Genomic DNA, 18,811 nt, shown 5'->3' on the forward strand with positions numbered 1-18,811 from the left:
GTCGAGGCGCTGTTCGGCGTAGCTGCGGTTACCCCACCTACCTGCTGTCCGCTTACGATCACTCACGCTAAGTTGGTATTGCGTGACAACACCCCACTTCCCAAGGAGCCCGCCTCATGCCCGGTGTGGAAGAGATTCGTGCGGGGATCGCCCTCGCGAACGAAAAGGCTTCCGCCAGCATCGCGGCCCTGCAACAGGCCGCTCAAGCGCTTGAGGAAGCACAGCAATCCCTGGCTCAGGCCACCGCCGGCAGCACCCAGGAGGAGATCAACCAGGCACACGGGCTGCTCGCGGAGGCGTTGCAAGCGGTGACGGGCACGCAGAGCACCATCCTGGCGTGCATCTCGTCAGCCGAGAGCTACTCGGCCCGGCTCTAGCGCTCACGCCGATGTCCGTGGAGCAGTTGCGGCACCTCCTCGCCGGGGTGCTGAACGCGATCACCGCCGCGCACGCCCACAGCACCAAGGCGAAGGAGCTGCTGGACGACTACCGACGCGTGATCGTCGAGGCTCAGGCGCAGGCCCGGCCGTGGCTGCCCGCCGAGTTGGCCAGAGCCGTGGCACAGATCGACGCCAATCACCTACGGCTCGACACGGTGCGAAATCTGCTCGCGGAGTACGAGTCGAGAATGTGACTGGCGCCCAGCCGAGGAGACGGGCGTCCGTCGGGCTCGCCTCGACGGACCCGTTTTCCCCCGGCCACCGAAGGAAGGATTCGTGCGGACTCGGCCCGACTTCCCGGACCTCGCCGGAACGCGTCACGGGCTCGACGAGCCGGGTGGGTGCGGCACCGCGAACCGGACACGTGAAGATCGTTTTACGCACCTGACGGTTCCGGTAAGGAGTGGGCCATGCGGGCAATCACTGATCGACGCGTGAGCGAACTCGACACGCCTCCTCCCCGCCCGGCGGGACCGGGCCTTCGTGTTCCGAAGATCGGGTGAAGTGTGTTCATGCGACGCAAGGTCCTCGAAGAGCGCACGCGAGTGACGAACGCGCTGGAGACGCTGCGCCACCAGCTCGGACTCGCCCTCGGCGCCGCTCGTAACGCCCACTCCGAGGCCGAGGCCGAACTCACGAAGCTGCGCCTGGAACAACTCGTGCTGTCGGTGGGGCTCGATCACGCGGAGGACGACCCGAGACTCGCCGAGTACCGCGGTGATCCGGCCATGAACGCCGTGAGGTCGGAGCTGGAGGACGTACGCAGCCGCTTCTACTCCGGCTGGGCCGACGGTCCCGACCAGTTGCGTGCCCTCGTCGCCTCGGCGGCCCCCGGTCCCGCCGGCCGCCCTCCGGGGGAATGGCTCGGCAAACTCGGCACCTTCGACGGCACCCGTCCGCCCGAGCTGTGGCGCATCGGTGAGGCCACTGTGGACGCCTCGAACGTCGGCCGCGAGCACGGGACGACGTTGTCCTTCGACGTCGCCGTCCCGTTGCTCGACGAGTCGCACCTGTCGATCACCTCGGCACCGAAGACCCGACCCACCGTCGACGCCCTCGTCGAGGGGCTCCTGATGCGGGTGCTCAGCACCTTCGCACCGGGTGCGGTGAAGGTGCACCTGTGGGACGTCGGCCAGCTCACGGCGGTATTGCCGAACTTCTACGCGTTGAGCCGGACCAGCGCCGTCACCGTGCACGACCCCACTCGGCTGGTCGACCTGCTCGACGAACTCGCCGGGCACATCCGCCGCATCCACGCCTACACCCTGCAGGCGGGCTACCCGTCCCTGCGCGCGATGCGCGAAGCCACCGGCAAGCGTGTCGAGCCGTGGCGGATCGCCGTGCTGTACGGCAACGGCGAGGAGCTCGCGACCGAACACCTACGGGCGCTCAAACGCGTGGCCAGCGGGGCCCTCGCCGCGGGGATCTCGCTCGTCCTCGTGGACGTGCCCACGGTGTTGGGCGGCTCGGTGGAGACCATCTCCCTGCTCGACGATCGCCGCGCGGTGACGTCGATGACGGGACCGAACGTCGAAGTACGACTCGACCCGGCGTTGCCCTCGGGACAGGTGGCGAACGCGGCGTCCCGCCTCGCCGAGGCGATCGTCACCAAGCAGGGCGGGCCCCGCTCGTTCGCCGACCTGCTGCCGACGGAGTTCGGGCGGGAGTCCTCGGCACGGGAGTTGCGAGCTCCCGTCGGTTTCCACGAGGGCGAACCGGTCGAGGTGGTGATCGGGGACGCCACCCCGCACGCCCTGATCGGCGGACCGAGCGGCTCCGGCAAGACGAACTTCCTCTACGCGCTGCTGGGCAGTCTCGCGGCCCGCTACTCGCCCGACGAGTTGGCGCTGTACCTGCTGGACTTCAAGGAAGGGGTCTCCTTCGCCGGACTCGCGCCGGGCAAGAAGGACGAAAGTTGGCTCCCGCACGCCCGTCTGGTGGGCGTGAACGTCAACACCGACCGCGAGTTCGGGCTGGCGCTGCTGCGGTTCCTCTCCGACGAGTTGCGCCGTCGTTCGGCCGCGGCCAAGGAGTTCGAGGTCACCAACATCGCGGAACTCCGTGAGCAGGACCCGGACGGGCACTGGCCCCGGATCGTCGCCGTGATCGACGAGTTCCAGTACCTGTTCGCCGAACGCGACTCGGTGACGGGCATGGCCACCGCGCTGTTGGAGGACCTCGCGCGGCGTGGGCGCTCCCAGGGCATCCACCTGATCCTGGCCAGCCAGGACATCGCGGGCATCGAGGCGTTCTGGGGCAAGCCCGCGGTGTTCGAGCAGTGCACGCTACGGATCGCGATGCCCAAGGCGAGGCGGGTGCTGGCCGAGGGCAACCAGGCGGCCGTGTCGGCACCACGATGGCATGCCGTGGTGAACCACGAGTCCGGGGTCGCGCATGGCAACCAACTCGCGCACATCCCCGACGCCAGTTCGAAGGACACCTTCCCCGTCCTGCAGCGACAGTTGTGGCAGCGTTACGCCACGCACGCACGGCCGAGGTTGTTCGACGGCGCCGTCGCACCGCGGCTGGAGGACTCCCCCGCGTTCGTCGCGTGTGAGCCCGGCGTCGAACGGCCGAGAGCGCTCGTGGGACAGGCGATCGAGGTCACGGACAACGCTCACGGTGTCGAGATGGCCTCCGCGCCGGGACGCAACCTCGCGGTGATGGGCAGCAACACGGCCGAGGCCCTGGCCGTGCTCGACGCGGCCACCCGGTCGTTGGCCAGACAGTACGAGGCGGGCGCGGTCGAGTTCGCGCTCGGCTGTGCCCTGGACTCCTGCCTCGCCGAGGTGCGGGCGCTGGCCGACGACCTCGCTTCCTGTGGCCACAAGGCTGACATGGTGACGGCCGACGGCATTCCGTCGCTCGTCGCCGAACACGTCGATCGAATGTCCGAACAGGACAAACCTCGCTTCCTCGTGCTCTACGGGGTGGACGCGGTGCTGCCCGCGTTGGAACGCAAGGAACCCGGCCGGCCCAGCGCGCTGGAGCACCTTCGGACCCTGCTCAAACAGGGTCCGGTGCAGGAATTGCACGTGCTCGGCTGGTGGCGAGGAGTCGCCCGGCTCAAGGACACGCTCGGGTTCGGGGGCACCGACGAGATCGGGGCCTGGGTGGCACTCGACGTCCAGGGCAGCGAACTCGCGGCGTTCTGCCCCGGCCAGGTGGTGCACTGGTCGCCGAGACCGGGAAGGGCGTTGTTCTTCGACCGCAGCACCCATGCGAGCCCGGAGGTCACCATTCCGTTCCACCGCCCGGAGGTCACCGATGCCTGACGAGCCCACGGCCGCCGTGCGCTACAAGGAGATCATGGGGCGCGCCCGGAAGTCGGCCGACGACCTCCGCGAGTGGGAACGCCGCCGCGGCGACGAACTGAAGTCGCTCATCGCCGCAGCGGAACAGCGGGTCGAGCAACTCTCCGACCGGGAAACCGCCGTGCGGGAGCAGGCCCACCGCTTGTGGCGGATGGCCCTCGACAACGTGAAACGGCTCTCGTGGCTCGACCCCGGCGAACCACCCTCGCCGAGCGCCCTGGCGAAAAGCCGGTATCTCGACCACTACCTCGACGAGGTCCGGACCGCGTATCGGGCCCTTTCCGAGGCGGCCGACACGCTCAGCTGGCGCAACCGTCGGTGAAGCACCTTCGGGTCACAGCGGCCCGGTGAGAAGTGCCTCGCAGGTGCGGACCACGGTCGCCGCCGCCTGCCGTTCGGTCGAGGAGAGCACGGGGTTCTCCGCGTACGACCGCCACGACCGCAACGCTTCGGCGGCGGCCTGCCGCAGAACGGGCTCGCTCGCTTCCCCGGCGGCCTCCGGGGCGAGCCGGGCCCGCGGTGTGTCCCCGTAACCCCCGACGAGCCGCGCGGCCTCCTCTCCGAGCTCACCGGGCAGGCTCACCCTGCCGGTGCGCAGAGCGGCGAACAACCGGAGCTCGGCGAACTCGTGCGCGCCCATGAGCGTGCGTTCCAGTTCGGTCACCAGCGGAGCGGCTGACGGGCGAGGTTCCCTCCGCAACATCACACCGAGGCCGAGCAACGCCGAGCGCGCCTTCAACACGGGAGCCCGATCGGTGAAGTACACCGACACCGCCTCGCCGAGCGCGTCGAGTCCACTACGCCGACACAACTCCGCCGTGAGCGCCTGCGGTGTGCCGATGCCGTTGCGGATCAACGTGGTGGCCAACCGAATGCCGAACAGTCCGAACCGCGCGAGCAGCTCCGCTCGCCGGGGTTCGGAGCCGAAGCGATCCACCGACAGCAGCAGCGGCTCCAGCTCCGCCTTCGGTACGGCCGCGAGCGCGGCCAACATCTCGAACTCCTCGCGGCGGAGCGTGCGCGCGGCCCGCGCGAGGAGTCCCGCCACGGCGACGACGTCCTGGCACGACTCCACGACCGGGGACTCCCTGGCCCATCGCCTCGCCACCTGGCGGGCCGAGGTCAGCGCGTCCACTCGTCCACCGCCGAGTTCGTCGGCGCGGGCGAGCACCGCGAGCGCGTTCACGGGAGCGAGCTCTGGCACGCACCACTCGTGCAGCGCCCGCAGCGACGCGGTGTCGGCGTCGTGCGGCCCGAGCAGGTAGAGCACCGCGTCCGCCTCCACCCCCATCGACTCGACCACGCGGGCGGTCGAATGCTGCTCGGGGAGGGAGGCGTCGAGTACCAGCAACTCCGGCCAGGCGCGGCCCGCGGTCACGTGCCGCCAGGACTTCGGGGCGTTCGGCACACCACCGCGATCGGCGTCGCCGGTGAGCGCGGCCACCAGTGTCGTCTTCCCCGACCCCGCCTCCCCGACCACCGCCAACCGCACCGGCTCGCCGAGTCGCGTCAGATGTTTCCTCAGCCAGTTCGACGCCCTGGGGTTGTCGGCATACACCTCCTGCGCCCGGCTCAGCAGTGACCACGCCCGGTCGGCCAGGTTCATGCCGTAAGTCCTCGCACAACCGTCCTCGGTGCCAGCGCCTCGGCCCGCCTGCGCAGCAGTTCGAGCTCGTCGATCCGGCGGGCCACGTCTCGCATGGCGGTACCGCGCTCCGTGGCCTCCGCGTCGATCACCTGCTTCACCTGTTGTGCGGCGTCGCCGAGTTCCGTCCGCAGCTCCTGCGCCACGGCGGCGCAGCGGTCACGCAGCTCGCGGTGGATCAGCCGTACGGTGTCCTTGCTCTCCTTGCCGAAGGCGAGGAAGAAGTCGTCGACGTAGCGGTGGGCGGCGTTACGCGCCGTGGCCTGCCTGCGTTTGAGCCGCGTCCCGCGTTCCTCGAACACGCTCTTCGCGCCGAACGCCACCCCGGCCCCGAGCGAGATCGGGTTGATGAGGCTCATCCCGGCGAGGGTGGTGGCGAGCCCGAACATCAGCAACCCGCTGTACGAGCCCCGCATCCCGACGAACAGCTTCTGGCCGAGGGTGAACTTCTCGATGTTCGGCATCCGTAGCTCGCCGAGTTCGCCTTCCGGCGCCCCGCGCAGTACCTCGTCCGGCGAGAACGCGTCGGCCCGATGGGGAGCGATGGCACTCGCCAGCTTGCGGGTGATCCACTCGAACCGGTCGAGCAGCCACCGGGAGTTGGCCTCGGCCGCCGCCGCGAGGTTGTCGCGCAACCATTCCTCGAACTCCGGCCAGTCCTTCGCGGGATCTGCCACCTCGAAGTACTCGTCGGCCTCACGCAGGATGCGCCGGGTGCGGTCCCGCAGGTCGTAGTCGAGGTCCGAGGTGAGGTCGGCCACCTCGTCGGAGAGCATGGTCTGCCACCTCGACGACTCCCGTTGCAGGAGTTCGAGCTGTCGTCCGATGGTCCGGTACCTGGCGATCAGTTCGGCGTCGCCGCCCCGCTGGAGCTCGGTCAACCGCTCTCGCAGCGGGGACACGACCTGGCGTACCGCCAGCCCCGTGAGCGCCCCGACGCAACGCCGCCGCAGCACGTCGACGTTTCCCATAAGTTCCCGGTGCAGGTACGAAAGCAGGGCGGGAAAACCGGACTCGTCGTTCAGCCGGGAGTCGTTCGTCCTCGCCGCGAGCAGCCGCAGTGTCGAGGACACCGGAAACACCGTCACGGGCAGCCCTCGCCGTTCGAGGCGGGCCCTGTTGCGTTCGACCACCCGCTGCCACCCCGGCACGAGGTCGGTCTTGGTGAGCACGACGGCGGCCGTGGGACACAACCCGAGCACGCGCTCCAACACGTCGATCTCGGCCGGGGAGAGGTCACGGGTCACGTCGGTGGTCAGCAAGACGGCGTCGGCGTGGGGCAACGTCGACAATGCCGCGTGAGTGTGCTCGTTAGGTTCCGGCCCGTAGGCCGGTGTGTCGACGAGTGTGAGTCCCGTTTCGAGCAGTTTGCGCGGAAGTCCGATCTCGACCCTCAGCACGCCACTGCTGCGGTTGGCGACGGCGGTGGCGGAATCGACCGAAACGGACTGTCTTTCAGCGGCACTGGTGAGTGCCGGCAGGCTGGGCACGGGGCCCTCCAGCAGAAGGGTGTCCTCACCACATCGGGCCTCCACCGACGGCGGCCGGGTGCCGGGCACGAGCGCGGCCACGGGCGAGGACGCGTACTCGACCACGGCGGGCACGGTGGTGGTCATGTCGTCCCCCACCGCGCACACGGTCGCACCGAGCAGTCCGTTGAGGAGTTGGCTCTTGCCCTGACCCCGTCCGCCGAGAATCACCACCCGGACCTTCGGACCGGCAAGTTCGGCGCGACGGACCCGCAGACGTTGCGCGAGGTCCTCGCGGTCGTGCGCGACGCACGACCGAACGGCCTCGTCGAGCACGTCGAGCCACGGGGTTGCCTTCATCGATCGGACAGTGTGCCTCGTTCACGCTACGCAGTACAGGCCGGGCTCGTAATCTCACCGAGCCCGGCCTGTTACTTCATTGAGATAACGGAGAGTTAGTGACCGAGGTCCAGATCGTCGATCCCCGTGGCGTCGGAGAGCAGATCTTCACCCTTCTCCGCAATGCCACCCAGCGGGCTGTCACTCACGGTGTCGGCGACCCGCTCGACGCCGTCGCTCACCCGCTGCGCGGCGTCCTCGGCGGAGTCGGGCATCGGGTTGGCGACCGGCAGATCCGGCATCTCCGACTGAACCGCGGGTGTTTCGAAGCCGAGCTGGTTCGGCAGAGTGGCCAGGTTGTCCCGGACCTCGTGGAGCTCCCCGGCCAGGTCGTACACCGCGTTGGCCACGTTGGGCAGGTTGCTGTCGAGGTCGATCACCTGGATGGGCTTGTCGATCTCCAGCAGGGAGTCCCTCGGCTCCGAGAGCACCTCCTCGTCGACGGCCGGAGCCTCGGCGGCCTCGGCGACCTCGGCGGGCACGTCCGTGGGCAGCGCGGCGGGGACGTCCGAGGGAACGACGTCCGCGGGCAGCTCCGTCGGAAGGTCGCCGGACACCTCCTCGGCCGCCGAACGCACCGTTCCGTGGAGCGCCGCCCCACCGGAGGCCACGTACGTCGCCACCGTGCTCGCCGCCGCCTCGCTGCTCCGCGTGAGCGTGTCGGCGTCGAGGTTGTCGATCAGGTCACCCCTGGTGTCGATCTCGGGGATGCCCAGAATTCCGTCGTCGGTCACCTCGACGCCGTACTCACCGAACGGCGTCTGCACCGAACCGCCGACGACGTAGCCGTCGTCGGTCAGGCTCACGGACCCGTCGCCCGACCCCACGTCGGTGCGCACGCCCACACCCCCGTCAGCGCGGTCGTCGTCCGCGGCGCCGAACACGCTGGCGTCGAGGTGCTCCGTGTCGAGGCTGCCCGCACCGGACACGTTGTCCTCGCTGACGTCCAGCACGCTGCCGGCGTTGCCGAGCACACTGTCCACACCGGCCACACCGCCAGCGCTCTCCGGGCCGAACCCGCCCATGCCGGCGATCTGGCCCACCGGGCTGTCGGTGTAGGAACCGGCGTTCAGACCGTCCTCGGTGAGCCGTCCCGTGACCTCACCGCCGGCGGCTTCCGTGTCGTACCGCAGGACGCCCGACGCCCCGTCGGGAGTGGCGGCCCCGCCCCCCGAGACACCGCCGAATCCCGACCCGAGGTCCGTGCCCTCCAGGTCGACACGCTCGCTCACCGCCTCGGCCACGCCGCGGAGCTGCTCGATGGCTCCGTCGAGCCCGTTGACGACACCGGACTCGGTCTCCCCGAGGGCGTTCACCCCCACCAGCTTCTCGTTGTAGTCCATGACGAGCGGGACCACGTCCTGGACGTCCTCGGCCGTGATGTCCCCGAGCCCCGCCCGCTCAAGCACTCCGGCCGGGTCCTGCACGAACTCGGCACGCGCCGTGGCGTCATTGAGCAGTGTGGACACGAAGTCGTACAGCGTCTGCTCCTGCGGGGCCTCGACCGGATTGGAGACGGTGAATTCGTGCTCGGTCTCCGTCTCCCCCTGTGCGTGGATCAAGAGTCTCTCCTTCGAATACGAGGTGTGCGTCCACGTCGTCACGTGACGGCGGAGCCGACGCTATGGACGAACACCCGCGAGGGCATCGGGGAGGACACCGGGTTCCGCGGCTCGCGCTCGCGAGCCCGCGTTAGGGGCTTAGGGGATCGACGAACGGCCTATTCGGGGATGCCGTTCGGAGGCATGGCTTTGGTACGAAAGGAGGCACGCTCTGCCGACCGGGTGATCCGGACGACACGGACCACCGCGACGAGCCGGGAGGAAACCGTCGCCTATGCGTTATGTGCTGGGGATACACCTCGGTGCCACCCGCGTGAGCGCGGCCGTGTGCCGGTACCGCAGCGACGGTTGGAGCCCCGCAGAGGTGATCCCCCTCGGGGGTCCCACCCCGTGGGAGGAATCCGTCCTGCACGTCTCCGAGCGCGGTGACCTGTTGGTGGGACATGCCGCCCTGCAACGGAGTGCGACAGAACCCGAACGGGTGACCCGCGCGCCCTTGCACCGCACCGGTGACCCCGTTCCGTTCGTGTTGGGCGGCCTCTCCTACCCGGCGGAGAGCCTCGCGGCCGGAATGATCGGCTGGATCGCCGACCGCGTCGCCGAGGCCGAGGCCGCCCACGCCGAACGCATCGTCGTCACTCATCCGCCCGGCTGGTCGGCCTATCGACGCGGGCTGCTGCACGAGGCACTCGACGCCGCCGAACTCCCCGGCGTGCTGGCGTTGCCGAGTCCGGTGGCCGCAGCTGAGTGTCACCTCGCGCGCCCGGACGTCGAGGACGTCGAACCGGGCCGGCTGCTGGCGGTCTGCGCCATCGGCGGAGTCCACGTGGAGACCGCGCTGCTGCGCCGCACACCGGTGGGCGTCGAGCTGCTCGCGCACCACGAGTCCTCGGAACACGCGGCCGGCGGCAGGATCGACGACCTCCTGGTGCGGTACGTCCTCGACCGCACGAACGTCGACAGCGGCGATCCCTACGCCATGGGCAGGTTGCGGGCCTCGGTCGTCGCGGCGAAGGAACGGCTTTCGACCACGACCGACGTGCTGCTCACCGACACGGTGTCGCTGAGCAGGCAGGAGTTCGAGGAACTCGCGGCGCCGGTGCTGCGCTCCGCCGTCGGGAAACTGCGATCCCTGCTGGCCAACGTCCCCGAGGGACAGCTCGCCGCGGCGCTTCTGGTGGGCGGAAGCGCGCGGATCCCGCTCGTCGCCCGGCTCGCACGCACCATGCTCCCCTGCCCCGTCGTGGTCGACGACGACCCCGGCACGACCCGGTGCCGGGGAGCGGCCCTGGTGGCCCGGCCGCGACCTCGCCCCCGCCCGAGAGCCGCACCCGAGCCGGAACCGGAGCGGCCGCGCATCGCCGAGACCGGCAGCGCGCTCGTTCCGGACCTGGACGCCGCGCCCGCGTGGTACGAGCGACCGAGCCGCGGCGCGGACCTCGAACCGCCACCGCAGCGACCACCGGTCGAGATCACGCCACTGGAGCCACCGCGTCGCCGGTTCTCCCTGGTACGTGGGCGCGGCTCGACCGACGACCGAAACGAGGAACGCTGATGCCGGCATCCGACATCGCCTCGCCGGGGCGTATCGACTCGCTCATGGACTCCACATCGGATGATCCACTGCTCGACGAACCGACTCGCGAGCTGTGCCGCGCCGTCGCGCACGGAAAGCTCACGCCCGCGCGACTCGCCGTCGTCGCTCCCGGTGGTCACGGCAAGACGGCCATGCTGCGCCACCTGGCACGCCGGTGCGAGGCCCGAGGTGTCGCCGTCGCGTGGTACGGACAGCAGGACGTCGCCACCGCCGAGCTGATCCTGGTGGACGACGCCCACGAACTCGACGACTCCGTACTCGCCGAACTGCACGAACGGGCCGGCGACGAGGTCACCGGACTCGTGATCGCCGCGCGCCCGTGGCCGCGTTCGCCCGCACTGAACGCGCTGCTGTCCCGACTGCGAGGGCAGGTCGTCCTGCGGCCTCTCGACATCCCCCGGATCGCCGCGCTGCTCGGACGTGACCGGGCGGGACTCGCCGAACTCGTGCGAGCCCAGACCCTCGGCGTCCCCGGTTTCGTCGTGAGGCTCGCGAACGCCCTGCGCGTCCACTCCGGCGACCCCGTACCGGCCGACGCTACCGATCTACCGGCCCCCGTCCTCGCCGAGTTCCGCCCCGAGCTCGACCGGCTGCCGCCGGAGACGCTGTCCCTGCTGCTCGCGGCCACCTCGGGGGCAAGACTCGACGTCGACCTGCTGGCCGCGGTACTGGACACCGACCACGACGGCGTGGCCCGCACCGTCGACGCCGCCAGGGCGGGTGGCCTGCTCACCTCCGACGGCGTGCCGTTGCCGCTGGTGGCCAACGCGGTGCGGGTCCTCGTTCCGGAGGAACGTCGGTTGGCGATCTCGCAGCGGTTGATCCGGCTCCAACTCGCCCGCAAGGGCCCCGTGCTCGGCCTGGTGCGCCCGTTGTTGGACACCGAACTCGGTGGCACCGCACTCGCCGAGGCCTTCGAAGCCGCCGCCACCGAGGCGGCCGAACGCGATCCGGCGCTGGCCGCGAGGTTGTACGCGGCCGCCGCCAGGGCGGGTCATCCGCCCACGGAGCTGGTCTGCCGCTGGGCCGAGACCGCGGCCCGTGCAGGTGATCTCGACGCCGCGCTCCGGCTGGCCGACCGCGTGATCGCGGCTCCTCGAGCCGAGGGCCGTACCGACGCCGCGAACACGGCCGCCACCGCGTTCGTCCACAAAGGCCAGTTGGAACGAGCGAGCGAGTTGTACCGGTGGTCGAACACCCGACTCTCCCGCGTCAACTCCGCGCTCATCGCGCTGCGGAACGGCAAGCTGACCGAGGCGGAGTCCCTGCTCGACTCGGCGGACCGGGACGCCCCACCCACGCTCGTCACCACGGCCATGACGGCCCTGGTGCGGGGCACCCTGGAGTCGGTGACCTCGGGACCGGCCCCCGCACTGTCCACACTGGCCGACGCGGCGGAAGCACTCGACCCCGTGGGACACTCGCTGTTCCTGCCCGACACCCCCGCCGCGGTGGGAGCGCTCGTCGGAATGCAGTGCGGGGAGCTGTCGCTGGCCACGACACTGCTCGACCGCGCCGTCGAGGCCGACAGCGGAGGACGCACCTCCCGCGCCCGGCACCGACTGCTGTCGGCGTGGATCGCCATGCTCCGGGGTGACACGGACACCGCCACCCACACGCTCAAATCGGTCGGCCGCGAACTGTCCCCCAGGGACTGGCTCTTCGCCGTCGGTCTGCGAGCGGGGCTGGCCCGCAGGACCAGCGACCTGGCCGCGCTGCGCGAGCTCTGGGGCGACGTGCGTGAGGCCGTGATCCGACTGCGGGTCGAGTTGTTCACCATTTTGCCGTTCGGCGAACTCGCCATCGTCGCCGCGCGCCTCGGCGAACGCGAGCGCCTCGCCCACCAACTCGAACGCGCGCGGACCCTGCTGAGGGCACTCGGCGACCCGCCCCTGTGGTCGGCTGCGCTGTACTGGAGCAGCCTGCACGCGGCCATCACCGCCGACGAACGCGACGAGGCGGCCGAGCACGCGCGGGCGCTGGCGCGCTGCGCCGACCACAGCACCGACCACACCGGATACCACCGTGTCCTCGCCGAGGCCGCCGCCTGCTGGATCGACACCCTCGGCGGAACCGTGGACGCCGCCCGTGTCGACGTGGCGGCCAGGGCCCTGCACGCCACGGGACTGTGCTGGGACGCCGCCCGGCTCGCCGGGCAGGCCGCCATCCGCACCACCGACCGCGCCGCGATGGTGGCCCTGCTCGAATGCGCCCGCTCCCTGCAGGGCAGCTCGACGGCGGGCGCCGCGCCCCCCGAGTCCCGGCTCGGTGTCCTCAGCGAGCGCGAACGCCAGGTGGCGGAACTGGTGGTGTCCGGGCTGACGTACCGGCAGGTCGGCGACCGGCTGTTCATCTCGGCCAAGACGGTGGAACACCACATGGCGCGCATGCGGCAGCGACTCGGCGCCACCAGCAGGGCCGACCTGCTGGCTCAGCTTCGCGAGCTCGTCACGCCGAGCTCCTCGGCTGGGCGGTCACCCGGTCGTCGGCCGCGTGCCAGATGAGGGAACCGCCCTGGAAGTCGTTGCGCCTGCCACCGGGTACGGAGTACTCGCTCGTCACCGGATACCCGAGGTAGGACCGCTCCCAGCCGAGTTTCGCCCAGTGCGCGCGAATCGCGCCGTACACGGCGTGAGCGCCCGTGCGTGGCGTCCAGTACACGGACCCGCCCTTGGTGAAGTGGTTGTACCTGCCGACGCCGTCGGGTGTCCTGCTCTCATCGGTGGTCGGGTACCCCAACGGCCCCCGCTCCCAGTTCATCGCGGCCCACCGCTTGCGTATCTCGCCCCAGATGGCGTTGGCACCGGTTCGCGGGGTCCAGTAGATCGACACGGTGCGCGTGTACGACGTGCCGAGGAAGTGGTTGAACCTCCCCTCGCCGTCGGGCGTCACGGTCTGGTCGGTGCTGGGCGGCCCGAACCGCTCGTGCCCGCCCAACGCGACGTACTTCTCCGCGATCGGGCCGTGCACCTCGTGCGTGCCCGTGCGTGCCGACCAGTACAGCCGCCCGTTGACGTGCTCGCGGTAGTACATTCCGCCGTCGACCACCACCGGCCCCGTCGGCGGGCCCAGCACCTCCCGCAGCTCCGGTTCCGCGTCGTACCGCTGTTCCACGGGAGTCACGTAGACGGCGCTGATCGTGAAGTCCTCGTCGGGCATCGTGATCGTGCGCGTGCGTTCGGTGACACCGTCGTCCCAGCCGGAGAACACCGACACGCCGTCGGCCGCTGTCCGCGCGGCCGACAGCCCCACGGTGGCCCCCGCGGTCACCATGGCCGTTCCGCCCCTGCCGTTCGACGTGTCGCCGTCGCCCTCGCTGGTGATCTCCACGGCGGCGGGGACGTTGCTCGCCAGGGTCAGGCGGTGCTCCCTCGGCAGCGCCTTGTAGGTGTAGCTGCTCTGCACCCCCTCGCTGTCGGTGGCCGTCGCCGTCAGCTCCATGTGGGAGTCGGGGTGGTCGGTGAACGGGACGGAGAACACCATGCCCTCGCCCGACTCCGTCGGATGCGCGTGACACGTCTCCTGTTCCGGGCAGTGCACCACCGTGGCCTGCCACCGCACGTCGAGGACCCCGTCCTCGGCGTCGGTCGCCATCGCGCTCACCGTCACCCACTCGCCCACCGCGTACGTGTGGTCCTCCCGCGTCTCCGCCCGCAGCACCGGAGTGTGGTTGCCGGGTACCACGGTGACCTCCGTCGTGCCCTCGGCTCCCGCGGTGTCGGTGACCGTGAGCCGCGCCGTGTACCGTTCCTCGGCCTCCCCGTAGGTGTGCTCCACACGCGCGCCGGTGGCGGTGTTGCCGTCACCGAAGTCCCACTCGTACGTCAGGGGATCGCCGTCGAAGTCGAACGACTCCGAGCCGTCGAACGACACCGTGCGGGTCTCCGGGTCGGTCTCCACGGAGACGCGCGCGACGGGCTCCTGGTTACCCGCCGCGTATACGAGGCGCTTCAGCTTCCCCGACGCGATGTCGGCGAACACGATGTCGCCGCCCGCGGCGGTACCGAACTTCACGGGCCGTCCCACGTTCGTGCCCAGCGGCGGACTCTGCGGGGCCTGCGTCAACCTGCCCTGCTCGTCGTAGCGAAGCGACCACAGCTTCTGATGGGTGTAGTCGCCGAAGAAGTACGCGCCCCGGTACTCCTTCGGATAGGTCGATCCCGTGTAGACGACCCCGCCGGTGACGCTGTTGGCGTTGTCGACCCCCTTGCCGTGGCGGAACTTCACCAGCGGGGGCGTGTTGGGCGCGTGGTCGCACTCGGGCAGTTCGCGATAGCCGGGAGTGGGTTCGGTGCCTTCCCAGCACGGCCAGCCGTAGTCGCGCCCCGGCTGCACGAGGTTGACCTCCTCCCACCGGTTCCACCCGACGTCGCCGACGATGGGCAGGCCCGTGCGCGGATCGAGGGAGAGCCGGAACGGGCTCCGGAACCCACTGGCGAAAATCTTGCTACGGGCGGAGTCCGGGGCCGACGGATCGTAGAAGGGATTGCTCTCGACGCCGTGGCCATCGGCGGTGAGGTGCAAGATCTTGCCCTGCAACGCGTGGGGCTTCTGGGCCCGTAGCGCGAGGCGATCGGTCTCGGTGTAGCTCGCGACGTCGCCGACCGACACCCAGATGGTGCCGTCGTCGTCGGGCACGATCCCGGTGATGCCGTGCACGTTCGCGTCACCGGGCAGGCGGAGCAGTTCGGTCTCGCCGGTCAGGCCCGTGGGCTCGTCCGCCCCCGTGACCTCCCAACGCGCGAGCGTCAGGTCGTAGGAGCCACCGCCGGTGGGCACCGAGCGGGCGAGGTAGACGTGACGGGTGGTCTCGTAGTCGGACGCGACCGCGAGCCCCACGAGCCCCATGTCCTGCTGGGACTCGACCGCGAGGCTGCGCAGAGTCCGCGAGCGGCCGTCGGGGGAGACCCACGCGACCGTGCCGGTCTTGCCCGTGGTGAGCACGCTCCCGTCGGGGAGATAGGCGAAGTCGGTCAGGTCCCCCGGCGACTGTCCGCTCGGTAGTTCCTTCAACGAGAAGCCCTCGGGCAGGCGCGGCTCCTCCGCCGACGCCCTGCCCTCCCCGGTCACCCCGAGCGCGGTGGTGAGGCCGGTTGCCAACAGCAACGCGGTGACGACGGCGGCCGGGCGCACGAACAGACGGTTCCCAACAGACCACATACCGTCACCTTCGACGGCAACGGCACGGCCGTTTCCGCTGACACGCCGATCGTGTTATCCGCGCCCCGGTCCGGGTGAACACGGCTACCCCTTCGAGCGACGGGGAACCAGCCGAAAGAAGAAGCCGGGCGACCCACAAGGGATCGCCCGGCTTCTCGTGGCGGTAGCGGTGGGATTTGAACCCACGGACGGTTGCCCGTCACACGATTTCGAGTCGTGCTCCTTCGGCCGCTCGGACACGCTACCGCCGAATACGGTACCGCACGGCCCTCTCCCGATCTTCGACGGGGTCCGCCGAGGAATCTCGTTCCTGGTCAGCCCGGTCCCGGTGTTCGGAGAAGAAGTCGTTCAACAACGCCGAGCACTCGGCCTCCAACACCCCGCCGAGCACCTCCGGCCGGTGATTGAGTCGCCGATCCCGCACGACGTCCCACAGCGAACCGACCGCACCCGTCCTCGGCTCCCACGCGCCGAACACGACCCGCGCCACCCGAGCCAGGACGAGCGCCCCCGCGCACATCGTGCAGGGCTCCACCGTGACGGCGAGCGTGCATCCCTCCAGTCGCCACCCGTCGCCGTGGACCCGCGCCGCCTCTCGCAGCGCCAGCACCTCCGCGTGCGCGGTGGGGTCGCCCAGTGCCTCCCGAGCGTTGTGCGCACCGGCCAGCAGCCGCCCGTCCGGCGCGAACACCGCGGCGCCGATGGGGACGTCGGCCGTGCCCCGTGCGCGCTCGGCGTAGTCGAGTGCCACGCGCACGGCGTCGAGATCGGTGCGGTCGGGGATCACAGCTCGTCGAGCACCGCCGTGTACTGCTCCGCGAACCCGCACCGCTGCGCGATCATCTGCAACTGCTCGTCGGGGTAGAGCTCGACCTCGTTGACGATGACCTCCAGTTCGGCCTCCGGCATCCCGAGGTCGGCCAGGATCTCCAGGTCACCGGCGGGCCACACGGCGTCGTCGTCGTCATCGGGCGCATCGGCCCGCAGCAGGTCGAGCACGTCGGCCGCGATGTCGTAGTCCAGCGCGGCCGCCGCGTCGGAGAGCAGCAGCGACACCCCGCCGAGGGTGGGGCGGACGATAACGAAGAACTCGTCGTCCACCGCGAGCAACCCGAACACCGCGCCGGTCGACCGCAGCTTGCGCAGTTCGGTGATGGCGGTGTCCAGCTCGGTGAGCGCCGCGTCGTCGAGTCGACCGCAACGCCACCGACCGTCCTCCCTGACGACGGCCACCGCGAACCCCGTGACCGGCTCCTTCACCGCCATGAGTCCACCGTATACCGAGTCGGGCTTGTTAGGACCGACAAGACGACCGGCGAACGACCCGGCCCGCCATGTCAGGATCGAACCATGACCGGACCGACCGACCTGCCCTCCCTGCCCGACGCCCGCTTCGCCGGGCTCCTCGACGAAGCACGGGCCCTCCAGCCGAGCACCGTCGCGCTGCGACGCGCCATCCACCGCCATCCCGAGGTGGGGCTGCAGTTGCCCAAGACCCAGCAGGCGGTGCTCGACGCGCTCGCCGAACTGCCGATCGAGACCACGCTGGGCACCACCACCACGTCCGTCACCGGCGTGCTGCGGGGCGCCGAACCGGGCCCCGCCGTGCTGCTGCGGGCCGACATGGACGCGCTTCCGATGCCCGAGGACACCGGCCTGGAGTACGCCTCCGAGGTGGAGGGCGTCATGCACGCGTGCGGCCACGACACCCACGTGGCGATGCTGGTGGGAGCCGCCCGGCTGCTGGCCGAGCACGCCGACGAGCTGGCGGGCTCGGTGGTGTTCATGTTCCAGCCGGGCGAGGAAGGCCACCACGGTGCCCGGCACATGATCCACGAAGGCGTGCTCGACGCGGCCGGCACCAGGGTGCGCAGCGCCTTCGCCCTCCACACCTTCGCCAACCTGCCGACGGGGGTGATCGCTACGCGGTCGGGGCCGGTGATGGCCTCCGCGGACAGCTTCACGGTTCAGCTCATCGGCAAGGGCGGACACGGCTCGATGCCGCACAACTCGGTGGACCCGATCCCCGCGGCGGCCGAGATCGTCACGGCACTGCAGACCCGCGTGACGCGGACCGTCGACGTGTTCGACCCCGCGGTCGTCACCGTCACCCGGATCGCGGGCGGTACGACCGACAACGTGATCCCCGAGTCCGCCGAGCTCGAAGGCACCATCCGGACCCTGTCCGAACGCACCCGTTCGCACCTGCGAGCGGAAGTACCCAGGGTGAGCGAGCGCATCGGCGAGGCCCACGGCTGCCGGGTGGTGGCGGACCTGCGGCCCGGCTTCCCCGTCACGGTCACCGACGAGACCGAGACCCAACGGGTACTCGACCTTGCCGCCGAGGTCCTGGGGGTCGAGCGCTCGCGGCGGATGCCGAACCCGATCATGGGCGCGGAGGACTTCTCCTACGTGCTGCAGCGTGTTCCCGGCGCGTTCGCGTTCCTCGGAGCGTGCCCGCCGGACGTCGACCCGGCCGAGGCGGCGTCCAACCACTCCAACCGGGTGCGCTACGACGAGGAGGCCCTGGCCTACGGCGTGGCCATGTACGCCGCCTACGCACTGGACAGCCTGCGTAGGTGACACCTCGGATGGCGAAGGAGACCGCGGGCGGACGGGAGGCATCGTGCGTGACGTGTGTGTGATCGGACTCGGGTTGATCGGCGGGTCGGTGCTGCGGGCCGCCGTCTCCTCGGGCAGGACCGCGTGGGGCGCCACGGCGTCCACATCGGATGCCGACGCCGCCGTGGCCGACGGCTACGACGCGAGCACCGCCGTGGAGGACGCGTTGCGCAGGGCCGCCTCCCGCGAGGCCGTCGTGGTGCTCGCCGTTCCGCTCACCTCGCTGGAATCGGTGCTCTCCCTCGTCGAGCGGCACGCTCCGGGCTGCCTGCTCACCGACGTGACGAGCGTGAAGGCGCCGGTGCGGGAGGCGGTGCGAGCGGTGGCACCGTCGGTGACGTTCGTGGGCGGCCACCCGATGGCCGGGACGGCCGAGTCCGGATGGCGGGCGGCGACGGCGGAGTTGTTCGAAAGCGCCACCTGGGTGACCACCGTGGAACCCGCCACCGACCTCGCGGCCTGGCGGGAGGTGGCGACCCTGGCCGTCGACCTCGGTGCGCGCGTCGTGCCGCTGAACGCCGAGGTCCACGACGAGACGGTGGCCCGCGTCTCGCACCTGCCGCACCTGCTCGCGGCGGTCCTGGCGACGGTCGGCGCGGCGGG

General features: G+C 70.6%; 14 protein-coding genes and 1 tRNA gene. 8 read left to right on the top strand and 7 right to left on the bottom strand.

The features are described from left to right. Positions 1-116 precede the first annotated feature (116 nt). The 4 genes from SACGLDRAFT_RS19675 (at position 117) to SACGLDRAFT_RS19690 (ending at position 4,076) form a co-directional block, all read left to right on the top strand. Positions 117-377, top strand: a complete 261-nt coding sequence (locus SACGLDRAFT_RS19675) for a hypothetical protein (RefSeq protein WP_005466750.1) — start codon at positions 117-119, stop codon at positions 375-377. Between the two features lie 11 nt (positions 378-388). After that, complete coding sequence (locus SACGLDRAFT_RS19680) at positions 389-634, top strand: hypothetical protein (protein ID WP_040919337.1); 246 nt, start codon at positions 389-391, stop codon at positions 632-634. Positions 635-952: 318 nt separating this feature from the next. Beyond that, the gene (locus SACGLDRAFT_RS19685) at positions 953-3,715 is read left to right on the top strand and encodes an FtsK/SpoIIIE domain-containing protein (RefSeq protein WP_005466752.1); all 2,763 of its coding nucleotides are present in this window, start codon (positions 953-955) and stop codon (positions 3,713-3,715) included. Next, the gene (locus SACGLDRAFT_RS19690; RefSeq protein WP_005466753.1) at positions 3,708-4,076 is read left to right on the top strand and encodes a hypothetical protein; all 369 of its coding nucleotides are present in this window, start codon (positions 3,708-3,710) and stop codon (positions 4,074-4,076) included. The genes SACGLDRAFT_RS19685 and SACGLDRAFT_RS19690 overlap by 8 nt, the downstream gene beginning before the upstream one ends. A 12-nt stretch (positions 4,077-4,088) precedes the next feature. Here the strand turns inward: SACGLDRAFT_RS19690 and SACGLDRAFT_RS19695 are convergent, their stop codons facing one another. The 3 genes from SACGLDRAFT_RS19695 to SACGLDRAFT_RS19705 form a co-directional block, all read right to left on the bottom strand. Then, on the bottom strand, positions 4,089-5,360 hold the full coding sequence (locus SACGLDRAFT_RS19695) for a hypothetical protein (protein ID WP_005466754.1): 1,272 nt from the start codon (positions 5,358-5,360) through the stop codon (positions 4,089-4,091). After that, the gene (locus SACGLDRAFT_RS19700) at positions 5,357-7,228 is read right to left on the bottom strand and encodes a dynamin family protein (RefSeq protein WP_005466755.1); all 1,872 of its coding nucleotides are present in this window, start codon (positions 7,226-7,228) and stop codon (positions 5,357-5,359) included. Before SACGLDRAFT_RS19700 ends, SACGLDRAFT_RS19695 begins: the two co-directional genes overlap by 4 nt. Before the next feature lie 95 nt (positions 7,229-7,323). Beyond that, entirely contained in the window at positions 7,324-8,829 is a 1,506-nt protein-coding gene (locus SACGLDRAFT_RS19705) for an IniB N-terminal domain-containing protein (protein WP_005466756.1), read from the bottom strand. Positions 8,830-9,103: 274 nt separating this feature from the next. Between SACGLDRAFT_RS19705 and SACGLDRAFT_RS19710 the strand changes: the two genes are divergently transcribed. Beyond that, positions 9,104-10,384 carry an Hsp70 family protein gene (locus SACGLDRAFT_RS19710; protein WP_005466757.1) on the top strand — a complete coding sequence of 427 codons (1,281 nt, stop codon included), beginning with the start codon at positions 9,104-9,106 and terminating at the stop codon, positions 10,382-10,384. Next, entirely contained in the window at positions 10,384-12,930 is a 2,547-nt protein-coding gene (locus SACGLDRAFT_RS19715) for a helix-turn-helix transcriptional regulator (protein WP_005466758.1), read from the top strand. Before SACGLDRAFT_RS19710 ends, SACGLDRAFT_RS19715 begins: the two co-directional genes overlap by 1 nt. Here SACGLDRAFT_RS19715 and SACGLDRAFT_RS19720 read toward each other — a convergent pair. The 4 genes from SACGLDRAFT_RS19720 to SACGLDRAFT_RS19735 all read right to left on the bottom strand — a co-directional run bounded on the left by SACGLDRAFT_RS19720 (position 12,875) and on the right by SACGLDRAFT_RS19735 (position 16,852). After that, positions 12,875-15,586, bottom strand: coding sequence for a PQQ-dependent sugar dehydrogenase (locus tag SACGLDRAFT_RS19720; RefSeq protein ID WP_005466759.1), 2,712 nt, complete (start codon positions 15,584-15,586; stop codon positions 12,875-12,877). The two genes, SACGLDRAFT_RS19715 and SACGLDRAFT_RS19720, sit on opposite strands and share 56 nt — an antisense overlap. 158 nt (positions 15,587-15,744) lie before the next feature. After that, positions 15,745-15,832 (bottom strand) — tRNA-Ser (locus SACGLDRAFT_RS19725). Beyond that, positions 15,828-16,373, bottom strand: a complete 546-nt coding sequence (locus SACGLDRAFT_RS19730; RefSeq protein ID WP_005466760.1) for a nucleoside deaminase — start codon at positions 16,371-16,373, stop codon at positions 15,828-15,830. The genes SACGLDRAFT_RS19725 and SACGLDRAFT_RS19730 overlap by 5 nt, the downstream gene beginning before the upstream one ends. Further along, on the bottom strand, positions 16,370-16,852 hold the full coding sequence (locus SACGLDRAFT_RS19735) for a tRNA adenosine deaminase-associated protein (RefSeq protein WP_005466761.1): 483 nt from the start codon (positions 16,850-16,852) through the stop codon (positions 16,370-16,372). The genes SACGLDRAFT_RS19730 and SACGLDRAFT_RS19735 overlap by 4 nt, the downstream gene beginning before the upstream one ends. Before the next feature lie 84 nt (positions 16,853-16,936). On the opposite strand from SACGLDRAFT_RS19735, the gene SACGLDRAFT_RS19740 reads away from it, so the two are divergent. Then, positions 16,937-18,169 (top strand): M20 metallopeptidase family protein, encoded by a 1,233-nt coding sequence (locus SACGLDRAFT_RS19740; RefSeq protein ID WP_005466762.1) that lies wholly within the window; start codon positions 16,937-16,939, stop codon positions 18,167-18,169. Between the two features lie 43 nt (positions 18,170-18,212). Beyond that, the coding region (locus SACGLDRAFT_RS22860) for a prephenate dehydrogenase/arogenate dehydrogenase family protein (protein ID WP_005466763.1) at positions 18,213-18,811 on the top strand (599 nt) is incomplete at its 3' end.

Source organism: Saccharomonospora glauca K62 (assembly GCF_000243395.2).
Classification (GTDB): Bacteria; Actinomycetota; Actinomycetes; order Mycobacteriales; family Pseudonocardiaceae; genus Saccharomonospora; species Saccharomonospora glauca.

Excerpts from the sequence above, each read along its gene's own strand:
- SACGLDRAFT_RS19685 (WP_005466752.1), top strand. The coding sequence starts at position 953 with ATGCGACGCAAGGTCCTCGAAGAGCGCACGCGAGTGACGAACGCGCTG.
- SACGLDRAFT_RS19740 (WP_005466762.1), top strand. The coding sequence starts at position 16,937 with ATGACCGGACCGACCGACCTGCCCTCCCTGCCCGACGCCCGCTTCGCC.
- SACGLDRAFT_RS19675 (WP_005466750.1), top strand. The coding sequence starts at position 117 with ATGCCCGGTGTGGAAGAGATTCGTGCGGGGATCGCCCTCGCGAACGAA.
- SACGLDRAFT_RS19700 (WP_005466755.1), bottom strand. The coding sequence starts at position 7,228 with ATGAAGGCAACCCCGTGGCTCGACGTGCTCGACGAGGCCGTTCGGTCG.
- SACGLDRAFT_RS19695 (WP_005466754.1), bottom strand. The coding sequence starts at position 5,360 with ATGAACCTGGCCGACCGGGCGTGGTCACTGCTGAGCCGGGCGCAGGAG.
- SACGLDRAFT_RS19735 (WP_005466761.1), bottom strand. The coding sequence starts at position 16,852 with ATGGCGGTGAAGGAGCCGGTCACGGGGTTCGCGGTGGCCGTCGTCAGG.
- SACGLDRAFT_RS19720 (WP_005466759.1), bottom strand. The coding sequence starts at position 15,586 with ATGTGGTCTGTTGGGAACCGTCTGTTCGTGCGCCCGGCCGCCGTCGTC.
- SACGLDRAFT_RS19715 (WP_005466758.1), top strand. The coding sequence starts at position 10,384 with ATGCCGGCATCCGACATCGCCTCGCCGGGGCGTATCGACTCGCTCATG.
- SACGLDRAFT_RS19710 (WP_005466757.1), top strand. The coding sequence starts at position 9,104 with ATGCGTTATGTGCTGGGGATACACCTCGGTGCCACCCGCGTGAGCGCG.
- SACGLDRAFT_RS19680 (WP_040919337.1), top strand. The coding sequence starts at position 389 with ATGTCCGTGGAGCAGTTGCGGCACCTCCTCGCCGGGGTGCTGAACGCG.
- SACGLDRAFT_RS19690 (WP_005466753.1), top strand. The coding sequence starts at position 3,708 with ATGCCTGACGAGCCCACGGCCGCCGTGCGCTACAAGGAGATCATGGGG.